Here is a 15,539-nt window from a genome sequence, read left to right on the forward strand (position 1 = left end):
TTTTATAGTTTAGTGTAAAAAGCATATAACAATAAATGTGGTGCTGTCTCATAATGCTATAACCTGGTATTATGAAGCAGTTCCTTTTATTTAAATCGATTTTTGAATATGACAAATAAAGATATTAGAAATCCACCTTTGGATAAATATATAGAAATATTAATTATTTCTCTTTTACAAGATGAGTTTAATACACCTTCTATTATAATTATTGATTAATTTTCCTTTCTTTAATATTTCTATATTATAAATTTCAATCTATGATTCCCAAATCATACCTACATCTACTGAAAATTCAACTCTTAAAATATCTTTTGAAATATTATCTTCTACTATAACATTTCAATATAACTACTATTCATCATAACTTTACAAATTTCATCACCATTAGGAGTACTTACTAATATTTCTCCTTTTTCATAAAACCCAAACTTACTATATACTTTTATAGCCCTTTTATTAAAATTTCTTACTACTAATCTTATACACTTATTTTTATAATTTTGTTTTATAAATTTTAATATCATAGGAAATACTATATTACTATATCCACATCCACAATACTTAGGACGTAGCCCTACTCCTAAATTTAAATATTCCTTATTTTCGCTTACTCTAAAATACCCCATTAGAATACCTTCATCATATAATGACCTAAATTCTTTCTCTCTCAATATAGGTTTTGTAATTCCTAAATTTCTTTCTTGACATACATCCCATTCTGGTAAATTGTAAATTGAATATGGAAACTCATACTTCCATGAACAAACTTCCATTGCATTTTCTTCTGAAAACTTTTCTATTTTTATATTCATGAAAATCTCTCCCTATATAAAAATTATCTAGATATCTATGCCACCTACCTCTAAAACATTATAGTATTATATAAATTAATTATCTTACAAACCTCTATATCTACTATATATTTTAATTAACAATATTTAAAAAATAGAATTTTAATATGCTTAAATGTTAGTTTTAAAATTCTGTATTTAATATAGAAAATACGTAGTCATCATACCATATTCCATTAATCTCATGATGATTTCTTAAAGTTCCATCCTTTTTAAAGTTTAAGTTTTTTAACATATTTATTGATTGTTTATTAAAACTACCTGTCTGTGCATATATCTTATTTATTTGCACTCTAGTAAATAAAATTTCACATATGCCTTTAATTGCTTCCTTCATATAACCATAATTTCGAAAATTTGAAATCAAATAATATCCAATCTCAACACTTTTATTTCGTGAATTATAATCACTAAATGATACCTTTCCTAATAAAACATTATCTGATTTTCTTATTATAGAAAAAATAAATATATTACTATTCTTTAAAATACCATTATAAAACTCTTCTAATTCAATTTTTAATTTTCTTATAATAGGTCGACAAGTCATCTTGTATTCTTCTTCATAGGTTGTCTTATTTCTTATTTTAATTAATTCATCTATTTCTATTTTTCTTATATAAAGTCTTTCTGTTTCTATTGGAAATTCTCTATAAACAACATCCTTCATACAATTCACTTCCCTTTATAAAATTTATTATTTCCTCTTAAATGCATTTTAAGGGGATTATCCTAAAGCTGAATTACATTCTGACTTTAAAGACAATCCCCTTTTAACTATTAAATATAATAAATCTTAGTTTATTAAGCTACTTTACTTATCCTCTAAGCCCATTAGCTTGACGCTCCATATTCTCAACTACTACATCAAAAATCTCTCCTAAAGAAGAACAATAATCTAATAAAATCCCTGGTGTATTAGTGTGAAAATGAATTTTAATCATTTCTTCATCCCCAACTGCAAGTAAACAGTCACCTTTGATATTATTTGTAATATAATCATTAATTGCATCTTCAGAAAGATTTTCTCCTTCTATTAATAATTGAACATCAAATTTATACTCAAGCATTTAATACTTCTCCTCTTTTTCTTTTGGTTTTCTATATTTCTAATTTCTCATAAATTTATCTTTACCACTATTTAATTAAACATTATAACTCAAATTTGGTAGGCTGTATATAAAAAAAGAAAAAGTATCTATTTTAACAATATTCATTCATTTTTTTATTGATTACATGAAAATAGATTAATTTAAACTATTCCCCTCTAAAATTTACTTAAACTTTCTTCCAATGAATTAACTATAAAATCTGGAGTACTATCAAGTTTCTCTACAGGCATTTTCCCTCTATTTATCCATATAGTATTAAATCCATAATTACTAGCACCAGCAATATCCCAACCATTAGATGAGAAAAATAATACTTCCTTTTTAGAAACCTTATATTTTGAAATTATTATTTCATATACATTCTTATTAGGTTTAAACTTTCTAACTTCTTCAACTGAAATAGCTTCATCAATTTTTTCATTTATTCCAGATGACTCTACTGCAGCTTTTAACATTTCTTTTGATCCATTAGATAAAATGACTTTTTTTATATCTTTCTCTTCTAGTAAATCTAAGAAATTTTTAACTTCTTCATATGTGTCTAATCTTAAATATGCATTCATTAATTTATCTTTTAAAGCTGGATTTTTTATATTAAAAGCTTCCATAGCATATTCTAATGCATCTTTTGTAACCTCAAAAAACTCCTTATAAGTTCCCATTATCTCTCTTAAAAAACTATATTCTAATTGTTTACTTCTCCAAAGTTTTGAAAAATCATCATAACTATCTCCAAATTCATCTTTAAATTTTTCAACTGCTGAATTAAAATTAAATAATGTTCCATATGCATCAAATACACATACTTTAATATTTTCCATACTTCCACATCCTTAGTATTTTATTTAAGATAATAATCATATTTATTATTTGCTTTTTAATAATTTCCTAAATAGAAGAAATTAAATTTACAGTTCTTCGTTACATTTCAAATAAATCCAGTAAAGAACCCCTTAAATTGCTCACTACTGGATACTTTAAAATTAAATGTTTAATTTGCTAAATATAAAGTTAGTAATTTAACTGTATTTTCTATACCTTTATAATGAGTTCTTTCCATACCATGAGAAGCATGAACTCCCGGTCCTATTAAAGCTGTTCTTATATCATTTCCACCTCTAAGTGCAGCCCCTGCATCTGAACCATAGAAAGGATATATATCAACAGCATAGTCTAACTTATTACTTTCACTTAAATTCACAAGTTCTGTTACTATATTATAGTCATAAGGTCCACCTGAATCTTTAGCGCAAATACTTACATCATACTCTGTACAACTTAAATCTTCTCCTATACATCCCATATCTACAGCTATTAATTCTGTAATATCTTTTGGAATATATGCTGAACCATGTCCAACCTCTTCATAAGTTGAAATAATTATTTTCGTTTTATACTTTGGAACTATTTTTTCTCTATTAAATAATTCTAAAAGTCCCATTAAAGCAGCTACACTACCTTTATCATCAATAAATCTTGATTTGATGAATCCACTTTCTGTAATAGTAGTTTTAGGGTCTAAGAATATAAAATCTCCTGGTCTAATTCCTAAAGCTTCAACATCTTCTTTATTCTTAACAACTTCATCAATTCTTACTTCCATATTGTCTGGATCTCTTTTTTTCTCTCTTGCATCACTATATACATGGACAGCTGGACTTGTACTTAAGAATGTTCCAGTGTATTTTCTTCCATCTCTTGTTCTAATGATACAATATTCACTATCCATAGTAGCTGGAATAGGCCCTCCAAGTAATGTGAATTTTAAAGTTCCATCACTTGTTATTGATCTAACCATAGCCCCTAAAGTATCAACATGGGCAGCTAGACCAATAACTCTTTCATCACTTTTTCCTTCTATAGTGATAATTCCATTTCCTTTATTAGTTCTTTCAAAGCTATAACCAAAGTCCTTAGCATAGCCTTCAATTAGTTCCATAATTTCAAAACAAAAACCTGTTGGACTATGAAATTCTAATAATTCCTTAGCTTTATCTAAAATAAATTCTTTATTAACTGTAAAATTCATAAAAACCTCCGTTTATTAACTAGAAAAATAGAATTATAATTCTATTTCTTCTGGATCATCATCTCTGTAGTTTGTAATCCACTCATCATCTTCTAAAATACCCTCTGATATTTTTTCTACTGGCATCTTCATATATCTTCCAAAAGCTGTTACTGCAACATCACCATTTTCTAATATTATTTCTCCTGTTCCTTCAAAGGCTCTTCTAGTGTTTTTAGTTATTCTTCCTACTATTTTAAATTTTTCACCAAGTGGTACTGGTTTTCTATATTTTGTTTGAAGCTCTATAGTAACACCCCACATTTCTGGTTCTAAAGTTCCTATGGCTCTACCAATAGTTTCATCTAAAAGAGCTGCTGAAATTCCTCCATGTGCTCTACCTGGATAACTTTGATGCTCTTCTAAAGCTCTAGCAAAAGCAACAACTTCACCATTTTCTAACTCATAAAAATCAGTTTTTAAACCAAAGTCATTTTCTACTCCACATACTATGCATTTTTTCCCTACATTTTGCTTCTTAGTTACCTTATATTTCATAAAAAACTCCACCTCTACACAATTAATTAAAACTTAATTAACATATTTAACATCTAATAATTATTATATCACGAACCTAAGCCTAATATTATATATTTCACCAAGGCTAGTAAACTGAAACTTAATTGAGGCAGAGTCTTAACTCTACCTCAATTTTATATATTTTAAATATATGGAATTACTCTTATTTCAATATTATCTGCCTCTTCTAAAACCTTATTTATAGTTGAACCTCTTACCATAGTTTGAAGCTTAGTTCTTCTACTATGTCCTAAAATTATTTGTGTTATATTTGCTTCCTTAGAAAAATCCACTATAGCTTTTGATACTGAACGACTTTTTATCTCTACGATTTCAGCCCCTAAACTTAAAGCTAATTTTTTATTATCTTCAAGACTTAATATATCAGTTTCTTTTTTAGCTAATGGATTTGTACAATCAACTATTAAAACATAAAGTTTACATTTATATCTTCTTGCAGTTCTTGCTCCATGTCTTATTAACTTTGCACTTTTAGGATTTGAACTTATGCAAACTAACACCTTTTCATTTATTTTAACATTATCATTAACTTCAGCTTTTTCCTTATGGTCCATAAGATTTATATCTACTTCATTAGCTGTTTCTCTTAAAGATAATTCTCTTAAAGCTGTAAGATTTCCTTTTGTAAAAAAGTTTGCAAGGGAGCGTTCTATATTCTCATTTTTATATACTTTTCCACTTTTTAATCTATTTATAAGCCCTTCTGGTGGTAAATCTATTACCATAAGCTCATCTGCTTCTTGAAACACCTTATCTGGTACTGTTTCCCTAACCTTAACCCCTGTTATTTCTTCTATAATATTATTTAAGCTTTCTATATGTTGGATATTAACTGTCGTTAATACATTAATTCCACTATCTATTAGTTCTTTAACATCTTCCCATCTCTTTTTATTTTTAGAACCCGGTACATTAGTATGTGCTAATTCATCAACAATAACTGTTTTAGGCTTTAATCTTAATATTTCTTCTACGTCCATTTCCTCTAAAATAATATTTTTATAATTTATTTTCTTTCTAGGCACTATTTTTAAATTTTTTATTTGTTTTTGAGTTTCTTTTCTGCCATGGTCTTCAACATAACCAATAATTATATTTTCTCCATTTTTAAGCCTATCATTTCCTTCATTTAACATACTATAAGTTTTTCCAACTCCAGGGGAATATCCAACAAAAATTTTTAAATCTCCCTTGCCAATCTTTCTTTTAATTTTTTCTTCCTCTTCTTCTTCCTTTTTGCATCTTTTTAATGCTTCTTCTGGTGTTATTCTTTCCATATTTATCCCTCCTAAAAAATAAAGAGACTGTATTTAATCAATCTCTAAACTTACATTATCCCTATAAATATATTCTTTAGTATTTACCTTACTACATAGTTTGCTAAAAAGCCAAAGAGGGATATATCTATTATTTATGATACATCCCTATCTAGTACTATATTAATTTTAAAGCTTTGGCTACATTTAAGTTAAGGTCTAATACATTTATTAAGACAGTTCCATTTGGTGATAAATTTTCTTTACTATCCATTATAAATTTATTAAGTTCTTCCTTACTTATACCTGTATTTTCTGCAACTCTATCTACTTGTATTTGAGCTGCTTTTAATGAAATATCTGGATCTAATCCTGAAGCTGATTCTGTAAATAAATCTGCTGGTAAGTCTTCTCTCTTAACAGTTGGATTTTCCTTAAGGAACTTATTAACAGCTTTATTTACACTTGTTTTTAAAGCTTGTGAATTAGGACCATAAGTAACATCTCCTGTTGAAGGTACTTCTCCATTTTCATTATGACTACAATCATAATTTATAGTTGATGGTCTTCCTGTAAAGAATTTAGGATTATTAAATTCTTGACCCACTAAAGCTGATCCAACGACTTTATCATTTACATATATTAAACTACCATTAGCTTTATTGTGCATAGCTGCTTGTCCTACTCCTGTTAGGCAAAGAGGATATATAAGACCACAAACTATAACAAAAAATATTGCTAGCTTTATGCTTATTTTTAAATGTTTCATTTATTTTTCCTCCTTACATTCCTAACATCCTACATAATGGTGTTATAAGCATATCTATTATTTTTATTCCTATAAATGGTGTTATAACTCCACCAAATCCAAATATAACAACATTTCTAAGAAGAAGCATTTCTGCTTTCATAGGTCTGTATTTTACACCTTTCATTGCTACTGGAACTAAAATAGGAATTATTATTGCATTAAATATTAATGCTGATAATATAGCTGATTCAGGTGAATGTAAATGCATTATATTAAGAACTTTCATTTGAGGCATAGCTAAAATAAAGATTGCAGGTATTACAGCAAAGTATTTTGCTATATCATTTGCTATACTAAAAGTTGTTAAGGCTCCTCTTGTAATTAATAGTTGTTTACCTATTTCAACAACTTCTAATATCTTAGTTGGGTCTGAATCTAAGTCAACCATATTAGCTGCTTCTTTAGCTGAAGTTGTACCAGTATTCATTGCTATTCCTACATCAGCTTGAGCTAAGGCTGGAGCATCATTAGTACCGTCTCCTGTCATAGCAACAATTTTACCTTCTGCTTGCTCTCTTTTTATAACAGCAATTTTATCCTCTGGCTTACATTCAGCTACGAAATCATCAACACCAGCTTCTTTTGCTATAGTTTCTGCTGTTAAAGGGTTATCCCCTGTACACATTATAGTTTTAATACCCATTTCTCTAAGTCTTTGGAATCTTTCTACAAGACCTGGTTTTACAGTATCTTTTAAATAGATTACTCCATAAATTTTATTTTCAACACATACTGTTAATGGAGTACCTCCAAGTTTTGAAATCTCACTTACTTTATCATCAATATCTGGTGGAATTACTCCTCCTAAACTTTCAACAAAAGCTTTTACTGCTCCACTAGCTCCTTTTCTTACTCTAGTACCATCTTTTAAGTTCATTCCACTCATTTTTGTTTGAGCTTGGAATTCCTCGAACTCACTATCTGGATAATTTTCTATACTATCTGTAATTCCTAATTCTTCTGCTAAAGTAACTACTGATTTTCCCTCTGGAGTTGTATCTAAAAGTGAAGTTAGTAATGCACTTTTTATTAACTCTTCCTTTGTAACTCCTTCTACAGGAACAAAATCTGCTGCAAGTCTATTCCCAAAAGTTATAGTACCTGTTTTATCTAAAATCATTGTATCTACATCACCACAAGATTCAACAGCCTTACCAGACATGGCAATCATATTAAATCTTGTAACTCTATCCATACCAGCTATACCTATAGCTGATAATAAACCACCTATAGTAGTTGGTATTAAACATACAAGTAAAGCTATTAATGAAGATAATGGTATTTTTACATTCATGTAATTACTTAAAGGATATAAGGTAACTATTACTACTAGGAATATTATTGTTAAAGATAGAAGTAAAGTTCCAAGGGCAACTTCATTTGGAGTTTTCTTTCTTTCTGCACCTTCAACAAGGTTAATCATCTTATCTAAGAAAGATTCCCCAGGAGCAACTGTTATTTCAACTTTAACCCAGTCTGAAACAACCTTTGTACCACCAGTTACAGAAGCAAAGTCTCCTCCTGACTCTTTAACTACAGGAGCTGATTCACCAGTTATAGCACTTTCATCTATGGATGCTATACCTTCTATAACTTCACCATCTGTTGGTATTAAGTCTCCAGCTTCTACTAAAATTATGTCACCTTTATTAAGCTCATCAGCATTTACTATTTTTACTTCTCCATTAGCATCTAGTAATTTTGCTTTTGTATTTTGCTTAGTTTGTTTTAAAGTACTTGCTTGAGCTTTCCCTCTTCCTTCTGCTATTGCTTCTGCAAAGTTAGCAAAAAGAATTGTTATAAATAATATAAAAGCAACTATAAAATTATAAATTCTAGCATCAGTAGTTGTACTATTATCTCCTCCAAATAAGTTTGGGAAAAATCCCAATAATAAAACCATAACAAACCCTATTTCAACAATAAACATTATTGGATTTTTAACCATATTTCTAGGGTCTAATTTTTTAAATGAATCCTTAAAAGCATTTTTTAAAATATCGTTACTTAAAAATTTATTTTTATCGCTCATATTAATCAGCCCACCTCTCTATGGTAAAAATTTCAGAAACTCACTTACTGGTCCGATAGCTAATGCTGGTACGAAAGTTAATGCACCAATAATCATAATTATGCATAAGAACATAAAACCAAATATTAAGTTATCTGTTCTAAATGTTCCAACTGTTTGAGGTACTGCTTTTTTCTTAGCTAAAGATACACCTACAGCTAATAATAATATTATAGGTACATATCTTCCTATTAGCATTATTATTGCAGTTAGTATGTTCCAATAAGCTGAACCATTAAGGTATCCACCCATTAATGAACCATTATTTGCACTTGCACTAGTAAATTCATAAAGAACTTGACTATATCCGTGGAATCCATGAAGAACTAAACTATGCTCTGCAATTCCACTAAGTAAAGTAAATACTGTGCTAAATAAAATTAATATTGGATGTATAAGTATTGTTAAGGCAATTAATTTTATTTCTTTTGCTTCTACTTTCTTTCCTAAGAATTCTGGTGTTCTACCAACCATAAGTCCACATATGAATACAGTTAATAAAACATACATTATTATACTTAAGAACCCTGTTCCAGTTCCTCCAAATAATGTGTTTAACATCATATTTCCTAAACAAGAAAATAAAGCCATCGGATTCATTGCATTTAAAGCTGAGTTCACGCTTCCTGTGGTAAAACTTGTTGTAATGGTTGAGAATAATGAGGTTCCAAATACACCAAATCTTAACTCTTGTCCTTCTGAACCACTATAAGCACTTGATAATCCTAATTTTTGTAACATTGGATTTCCTTTTGCTTCTGATAGATATATAACTGTAAAAGATATTACTATTAAAATAAGTAATGCTCCTATTATTATTGCTGATTGTTTTTTATTCTTTATAGTTCTTCCAAAGGCTACTACAAAAGAACCTGGAAGAATCATCATAGAAAACATTTCTATATAGTTTGAAATTAAACTTGGATTGGCAAAAGGAGTTGCTGAGTTAGCCGCGTAGAATCCTCCACCATTTGTTCCAAAATGTTTAATTGCTTCTAAAGCTGCTACTGGTCCTAATGCTAAAGTTTGAACTGAACCAGTTATGGTCTTAAAGTGTACTAAACTTTTAAGAGTTTCAGGAACTCCACAAGCAATTAATATAATTCCTATGATAAATGCACCCGGAAGTAATACTCTTGTTAAAAATCTTGTGAAATCAACATAGAAATTTCCTAGACTTTTTTTCTTTCCAGCTACAGTTCTAATAAAACCTGCTGCTATGGCACAGCCTGATGCTGCTGAAGTAAACATAAGGGTTATTATTACAAACATTTGACTAAAATTAGATATTTGCGTAACACCGCTATAATGTTGTAAATCTGTATTAGTTATAAATGAAACAGCTGTATTAAAAGCCAAACTAACGGACATTCCTTTCGCTGCTGTTCCATTCCATATAGGAATAAGCCCTTGAATTAGTAATATTATAAATCCTATGATAAATAAAATTAAATTTGTCATTAGAAGAGCTATTACATAACTTTTAAAGGACATCTCTTCTCTATCTATGCTACAAATTTTATATATAAAATTATCTATTTTATCAAAGAATTTACTAGTTTTATAATCTCTATAGTTTATGATACCTTCTATATACATTCCCATAATAGCTATTAAGATTATAAATATAATAAAAAATATGATAATGCTTAACACAGTCAATTTTTGTCCCTCCCTTTCAGTCTAAAATTTCTCCGGATTGAATAATGCATAAAACAAATATCCAAATATTAATAGAACAATAATACCTAAAAGAATCATCTGTCATTCCTCCAAGAATTTTCTCTTAATTGAAATAAATGTAAAGTTCCAACTTTATTTTATTTTCAATCTGTCACTTATTATACTCTCTGAAAAATTAATAGCAAATTTAACTAATTTCATTTTTTGATACTATCCACTTTTTTTTATAGCTTCAATTGAATAGTTTGAAATAATTTCAATATATTTGAGACATTTATTATTTTTTTAATCCATTTATTTGATATTTATATAAATTTACATAAAATTTTAATTCATAACTATTTTTCTTACTTCTCTCTCTTCTCTACAAGCGATAGATTGCCAATATCTCTAAATAATAATTTTTATTAAAATTAATCTTGTTTTTCTTTTTCTATTTTATTTCTTATATAAAGTGACTATAATATACTAATAAGTTTAAAAATAATTTTTGTGCATAACCTAATGTTTTTTCCGTTATATTACTATTGTTTCATAGCTATATATTGCCCTTGAATATAGTGGTATTTCATATTAAAATATAGTTATGCTTTTAACAGGGTAGGTATTTTTAAGTATAATTACTTGCCAAATTAAGGAGGAAAGTACTTTGTATAAATTTAAAGAAATAAATGCCTCTGAAGTTGATAAGTTTAATATGTCTATAGAAAAAGGACATATTCTTCAAACTTCTTATTGGGCTAAACTTAAAAAGGATTGGAATGCCATATTTTTAGCTGGCTTTGATAAAAATGACAACATTGTTTTAACAGCAACTGTTCACCTTAGAAAATTACCTTATATCGGAATAAAAATGGGTTACATACCTAGAGGATTCGTGTGTGATTTTGAAAACAAAGAATTACTTAGAGAATTTACTGACTATTTAAAAGGATTTGCTAAGAAGAATAAGATAGGTTTTATTACTCTTGACCCAGATGTACACTTAAGAGAAAACGAAGAACTTATTCCTAAAGCTCAAGAAATTAAAGATTACTTAAAAAGCTTAGGTTATAAAAACTCAGATAGTAAAAACTTTGAAGGAATACAACCTAACTTTGTATTTAGAATGGATTTACCTACTGAGGGCGATAAGGCAACAATAAAAAAAGAAGTATTCAAATCATTCAGTAGCAAAACTAGATATAATATAAAAGTTGCTGAAGAAAGAGGTCTAGTTGTTGAAGCTTATGATAAGGATAATATAACAGATGAAGTTCTTTCAAGATTCCATGAAATAATGGTTACAACTGGAAAAAGAGACAACTTTATAGTTAGACATAAAGAATACTTCGCTGACATGATTGAATATCTTTATCCTTACTGTAGATTATATATGGTTAAATATAGTTATAAAAATGATTTCGAAAGACTTAGTGAAAAACTAAAGAAACAAGAAGATGAAAAAGCTAGAGCTTTAGCTAAAATAGAAACTCAAAAAGCTAAATTAGCTGAAGAAGAAGATGCTGATAAGAAATCAAGAATAGAAAAGAAAATTGCAGACCAAGAAAAAAGAGTTTCTGAAAATGATAGACAAATTGAAGGATTTAGAAAGAAAATAGATTCTATTCAAGAATTTAAAGATCAAGAAATCTATCTTTCAGGATCAATTTACCTTTACTATGGAAATAAAGCTTGGTACCTATATGGAGCTTCTGAAAATATCCTAAGAGATGCAATGCCTAACTTTGCTATGCAATGGGCTATGATAGAAGATTCTGTAGATTTAGGATCAAGTGTTTATGACTTTAGAGGTGTTTCAGGAGACTTAAATCCAGAAAACCCACTTTATGGTTTATATAAATTCAAAAAAGGATTTAATGGTGACTTCGTTGAGTTTGTAGGTTCATTTGACCTTGTAAATAGTTCAATGAGCTACAGCTTATACAAAAAAGCATTCCCTAAATTCAAGGAAATGAGAAATTCTTTAATGAATAAGAAACAATAAAAAAAAGAGCCTAGGCTCTTTTTTTATTTTCTACATATATAATTTATCAATCCATCCTATAAGATTTTCAACCTCTGGTTTACTAAATTGTGCATCAGCTCCAACATCCTCACCTTTATGTAATAAATCATTAGTTATAAGAGAAGAAAATATAGTTACTGGTAATCTCTTTAATATTCTATGTTCTTTTATTTTTCTTGTTAATGTATGACCATCCATTTGTGGCATCTCTATGTCCGTTATTAATAGTTGTATATCCTCTATAAACCTTTCACCTTTTTTATGTGCTAAATTTTCTAAATAATTTAATGCTTCTTTTCCATTATTAAATGATATTAAATTTTTAAAACCAGCCTTTGTTAAGGTTTCCTTTAATAATTCTCTTATTAATAAAGAATCATCAACTATAGCTACCTTTATATCTCCTCTTTCTCTATAATCAATGTTGTATATTCTCTTTTCACTAATTCCAACCTCTGGATTTATATCAGTTACTATTTTTTCAAAATCTAGTAATAGTATTATTTTATCCTTTTTTACTATATTACCAACTACTAATGTATCAGTTGACAACTCACTTGGCTTTATGATTTCATCCCATCTAATTCTACTAACCCCTACTACATCATCAATATTAAAGGCAATTTTTAATTTATTAAATTCACAAATTATAGTTTTAAATATATTTCTACATTCTTCTTTTCCTTCTAAAACCTTTATTAAATCAACTAAAGTTATGATTTCTTCTCTACAAAGAATAAGACCTGCTATGTGCTCATGTGAATTAGGTAATATTGTTAAATTATCACAGTCTATAACTTCCTTAACCTTTATTATATTTATACCATAATGTTTATTACCAACAATAAACTCTAATATTTCTAACTCTCCAGTGCCTGATTCTAATAATATATTATCTGTCATCCCTTCACCTCTTCTAAAAATTAAATTTAATTTCACTTATCATATTACTTAGATTCTATTTTTCCTATATATTATTAATCGTAATAATATCTAATAAATTTAATGAAAAAGGGGATTATTAAAAATATTATAAAAAAGGCCTGTATCTAAAAAATTAGATACAGACCTTTTTATTCTCGAGCTTAAATATTTAAAGTTTCACTGAGAAATTTGATTTCAATTCACTCTTTTAACAATACTTTCATTGACCTATATATTATAATCTTTAACTATAACTAATTGACCTATTTCAAATATTATTAATGCTACTTCACTAAGAATTAATGCTATGAAATATCCTGCATAAGGTATAAGTCCTAATAATCCACTAATTCCCATTATAAAACCTGTTAATATCATAAATGCAATTAACTTCATTATTACATCTCCACCATTAGTGAAGGCTAACTTTACTCCTACAATAAAGGCTTTTATGAAGTTCATATCTTTTTTTACTATTAAAGGTATTATAAATGAAAGTAAAACTACATCTACTATTGTTAGCAAAACACCAAAGAAAATAGAAAATACTATTCCTGATGTTGAAATATAATAGCCTAAAAATGTGTAAATTAAAGTTGCTATAAATCCTGTTAAAGTAGATATAATTCCCATAAGTATCATAGCTCCAAATAATTGTGGAAACTTTCTAATCATGTACTTTATACATTTCCATAAATTAAATTTATTTCCCTTTTGCTTTTCATCAACTAACTTTAATATAGCTCCAGTACTTAAACTTTGTATTAAAAATGCAATAAATACTGAACCTATAACAACGATTATTGAAGCTGCATTTACACCTTTTCCAAGGTAATAAGCACCTAATTTACTAACACCAATAATTATTAATACCTGTATTATGTACATTACTACTAATAATTGAGTTATTCCCCAAGCATTTTTCCCTGCTAAAGTAAAACTATGTTTTAGTAAATCTTCAATAGATCTCTCTCGTCTATTTGCCTCCATGAAACTGTCACATCCTTAACTTTGATTATAAATTTCAAGTTATAGATTACATTATAACATGATTAAATAGTTTTTAAAATATATGTTAATTCATTATTTTTACTGCCTTAATAGTCAAACTCTACTACTTTACTATTAACTAATACATTTTCTAATTCATATTTCTTTATATCTAGTAAATGTTTCTTTTGCATTATAGATAAAATTTCATCAAAATCATCTTGAAATACCTCTGATTCCCTAAGTTTTTCAAGAAAATCCTTCATATCATATAAAATAGGTCTTCCATCATTATTTCCTATGGTTATTAACATTTCATCTCTTACTTCATCATCATTTATATCATAATAGGAAAATTCCTCTTTAGAACTAAAGGCTTTTGATTTTTTATCATAATAATCAACTACATAAGCTCTAACATACTCTATGTCTGGAACAGAAAAAGCTTTTCCTTCTGGCATAACTAATAAATAGGGATTCTTTACATAATCCATAACTCCACAACTCCTTTATTTCCTATATATATATTTAAAATCCCCAATTTATTATTTTACTATTCAAAATCTAATAATTTTCTATTTCCTCGTATATTCCTATAATTTCACCCTCAAAGTTTCCTTCTATATAATCAATTATTTTTTCCTTTAAATTATTTAATAAATCCTTCTCTGATGATACAGAACTTATACCAAAGGTTATTAACTTATGATTATCCTGTGAATCAACTTCACTAATTGAAACATTAAATTTATTTTTTACCTTTTCCCTAATGCTTCTTAAAATCATTCTTTTTTCTTTTAAAGAATTAACAAAACTTACTCTGATTTTTATTTCCATCACTAATATTTTCATTGCTTTTCCACTCCTTTTATTGATGAAAATTAACAAAAAGGAGATATCTCATTTTTGATACCTCCCTTTTTCTAAACTATACTGTGTAATCAACTACTTTTCTATCTGTTGTACATGCTCTAACAAATACACCTACTTCTTTATGATCCTTATTATTTTGATAGATATCTAAATCTTCTTTACTTTCAAATTCTGAATATAATACAACATCATAAGCAGCTTCTGATTCATTAAAATTTATTCCCACTTCTATGACTTTTACTTCTGCTATTTTATCTTTTAAAGCTTCTAAATCATTTTTTATTTTCATAGCATTATTTTCTTTATTTTCTTCTTTTAACTTCCACATTACTATATGTTTAATCACTAT

Annotated in this window: 17 protein-coding genes; 1 reads left to right on the forward strand and 16 read right to left on the reverse strand. The window is 27.7% G+C overall.

Features of this window, described 5'->3' with window-relative positions; all coding sequences use genetic code 11:
• Window positions 1-332 precede the first annotated feature (332 nt).
• The 11 genes from ARA19_RS12940 to kdpF form a co-directional block, all read right to left on the reverse strand.
• Window positions 333-815, reverse strand: coding sequence for a GNAT family N-acetyltransferase (locus tag ARA19_RS12940; RefSeq protein WP_055071386.1), 483 nt, complete (start codon window positions 813-815; stop codon window positions 333-335).
• Window positions 816-978: 163 nt separating this feature from the next.
• On the reverse strand, window positions 979-1,524 hold the full coding sequence (locus ARA19_RS12945; RefSeq protein ID WP_055071387.1) for a GNAT family N-acetyltransferase: 546 nt from the start codon (window positions 1,522-1,524) through the stop codon (window positions 979-981).
• A 148-nt stretch (window positions 1,525-1,672) separates the two neighbouring features.
• Window positions 1,673-1,924 (reverse strand): kinase to dihydroxyacetone kinase, encoded by a 252-nt coding sequence (locus ARA19_RS12950; RefSeq protein ID WP_055071388.1) that lies wholly within the window; start codon window positions 1,922-1,924, stop codon window positions 1,673-1,675.
• 197 nt (window positions 1,925-2,121) lie between these two features.
• Window positions 2,122-2,787 (reverse strand): haloacid dehalogenase type II, encoded by a 666-nt coding sequence (locus ARA19_RS12955; RefSeq protein ID WP_055071389.1) that lies wholly within the window; start codon window positions 2,785-2,787, stop codon window positions 2,122-2,124.
• A 170-nt stretch (window positions 2,788-2,957) separates the two neighbouring features.
• Window positions 2,958-3,995 (reverse strand): M42 family metallopeptidase, encoded by a 1,038-nt coding sequence (locus ARA19_RS12960; protein ID WP_055071390.1) that lies wholly within the window; start codon window positions 3,993-3,995, stop codon window positions 2,958-2,960.
• Window positions 3,996-4,028: 33 nt separating this feature from the next.
• Window positions 4,029-4,532, reverse strand: coding sequence for a PaaI family thioesterase (locus ARA19_RS12965; RefSeq protein WP_055071391.1), 504 nt, complete (start codon window positions 4,530-4,532; stop codon window positions 4,029-4,031).
• A gap of 164 nt (window positions 4,533-4,696) precedes the next feature.
• Window positions 4,697-5,851, reverse strand: coding sequence for a universal stress protein (locus tag ARA19_RS12970; RefSeq protein ID WP_055071392.1), 1,155 nt, complete (start codon window positions 5,849-5,851; stop codon window positions 4,697-4,699).
• 157 nt (window positions 5,852-6,008) lie between these two features.
• The gene (locus ARA19_RS12975; protein ID WP_055071393.1) at window positions 6,009-6,599 is read right to left on the reverse strand and encodes a potassium-transporting ATPase subunit C; all 591 of its coding nucleotides are present in this window, start codon (window positions 6,597-6,599) and stop codon (window positions 6,009-6,011) included.
• A 13-nt stretch (window positions 6,600-6,612) separates the two neighbouring features.
• Window positions 6,613-8,673, reverse strand: a complete 2,061-nt coding sequence (gene kdpB, locus ARA19_RS12980) for a potassium-transporting ATPase subunit KdpB (RefSeq protein WP_055071394.1) — start codon at window positions 8,671-8,673, stop codon at window positions 6,613-6,615.
• Between the two features lie 18 nt (window positions 8,674-8,691).
• Entirely contained in the window at window positions 8,692-10,368 is a 1,677-nt protein-coding gene (gene kdpA, locus ARA19_RS12985) for a potassium-transporting ATPase subunit KdpA (RefSeq protein WP_341382808.1), read from the reverse strand.
• Between the two features lie 27 nt (window positions 10,369-10,395).
• Window positions 10,396-10,473 (reverse strand): K(+)-transporting ATPase subunit F, encoded by a 78-nt coding sequence (kdpF, locus tag ARA19_RS18325; RefSeq protein WP_084764578.1) that lies wholly within the window; start codon window positions 10,471-10,473, stop codon window positions 10,396-10,398.
• A 571-nt stretch (window positions 10,474-11,044) separates the two neighbouring features.
• Between kdpF and ARA19_RS12990 the strand changes: the two genes are divergently transcribed.
• Window positions 11,045-12,382, forward strand: a complete 1,338-nt coding sequence (locus tag ARA19_RS12990) for a peptidoglycan bridge formation glycyltransferase FemA/FemB family protein (protein WP_055071395.1) — start codon at window positions 11,045-11,047, stop codon at window positions 12,380-12,382.
• A gap of 30 nt (window positions 12,383-12,412) precedes the next feature.
• On the opposite strand, the gene ARA19_RS12995 is transcribed toward ARA19_RS12990, so the two are convergent.
• From ARA19_RS12995 to ARA19_RS13015, 5 genes are all read right to left on the reverse strand, one after another.
• Window positions 12,413-13,306, reverse strand: coding sequence for a chemotaxis protein (locus ARA19_RS12995; RefSeq protein WP_055071396.1), 894 nt, complete (start codon window positions 13,304-13,306; stop codon window positions 12,413-12,415).
• A gap of 249 nt (window positions 13,307-13,555) precedes the next feature.
• A complete protein-coding gene (locus ARA19_RS13000) occupies window positions 13,556-14,317 on the reverse strand; it encodes a hypothetical protein (protein ID WP_055071397.1) in 762 nt (253 codons plus the stop codon).
• A 107-nt stretch (window positions 14,318-14,424) separates the two neighbouring features.
• The gene (locus ARA19_RS13005) at window positions 14,425-14,811 is read right to left on the reverse strand and encodes a hypothetical protein (RefSeq protein ID WP_055071398.1); all 387 of its coding nucleotides are present in this window, start codon (window positions 14,809-14,811) and stop codon (window positions 14,425-14,427) included.
• 70 nt (window positions 14,812-14,881) lie between these two features.
• On the reverse strand, window positions 14,882-15,169 hold the full coding sequence (locus ARA19_RS13010; protein WP_055071399.1) for a DUF503 domain-containing protein: 288 nt from the start codon (window positions 15,167-15,169) through the stop codon (window positions 14,882-14,884).
• Window positions 15,170-15,245: 76 nt separating this feature from the next.
• Entirely contained in the window at window positions 15,246-15,536 is a 291-nt protein-coding gene (locus ARA19_RS13015) for a Dabb family protein (protein WP_055071400.1), read from the reverse strand.
• Between the last annotated feature and the right edge of the window lie 3 nt (window positions 15,537-15,539).

The organism is Clostridium massiliamazoniense (assembly GCF_001403635.1).
Lineage (GTDB): Bacteria > Bacillota > Clostridia > Clostridiales > Clostridiaceae > Sarcina > Sarcina massiliamazoniense.

Coding starts and splice junctions, on each gene's coding strand:
- ARA19_RS12940 (WP_055071386.1), bottom strand. CDS start 815: ATGAATATAAAAATAGAAAAGTTTTCAGAAGAAAATGCAATGGAAGTT.
- ARA19_RS12945 (WP_055071387.1), bottom strand. CDS start 1,524: ATGAAGGATGTTGTTTATAGAGAATTTCCAATAGAAACAGAAAGACTT.
- ARA19_RS12950 (WP_055071388.1), bottom strand. CDS start 1,924: ATGCTTGAGTATAAATTTGATGTTCAATTATTAATAGAAGGAGAAAAT.
- ARA19_RS12955 (WP_055071389.1), bottom strand. CDS start 2,787: ATGGAAAATATTAAAGTATGTGTATTTGATGCATATGGAACATTATTT.
- ARA19_RS12960 (WP_055071390.1), bottom strand. CDS start 3,995: ATGAATTTTACAGTTAATAAAGAATTTATTTTAGATAAAGCTAAGGAA.
- ARA19_RS12965 (WP_055071391.1), bottom strand. CDS start 4,532: ATGAAATATAAGGTAACTAAGAAGCAAAATGTAGGGAAAAAATGCATA.
- ARA19_RS12970 (WP_055071392.1), bottom strand. CDS start 5,851: ATGGAAAGAATAACACCAGAAGAAGCATTAAAAAGATGCAAAAAGGAA.
- ARA19_RS12975 (WP_055071393.1), bottom strand. CDS start 6,599: ATGAAACATTTAAAAATAAGCATAAAGCTAGCAATATTTTTTGTTATA.
- kdpB (WP_055071394.1), bottom strand. CDS start 8,673: ATGAGCGATAAAAATAAATTTTTAAGTAACGATATTTTAAAAAATGCT.
- kdpF (WP_084764578.1), bottom strand. CDS start 10,473: ATGATTCTTTTAGGTATTATTGTTCTATTAATATTTGGATATTTGTTT.
- ARA19_RS12995 (WP_055071396.1), bottom strand. CDS start 13,306: ATGACAGATAATATATTATTAGAATCAGGCACTGGAGAGTTAGAAATA.
- ARA19_RS13000 (WP_055071397.1), bottom strand. CDS start 14,317: ATGGAGGCAAATAGACGAGAGAGATCTATTGAAGATTTACTAAAACAT.
- ARA19_RS13005 (WP_055071398.1), bottom strand. CDS start 14,811: ATGGATTATGTAAAGAATCCCTATTTATTAGTTATGCCAGAAGGAAAA.
- ARA19_RS13010 (WP_055071399.1), bottom strand. CDS start 15,169: ATGAAAATATTAGTGATGGAAATAAAAATCAGAGTAAGTTTTGTTAAT.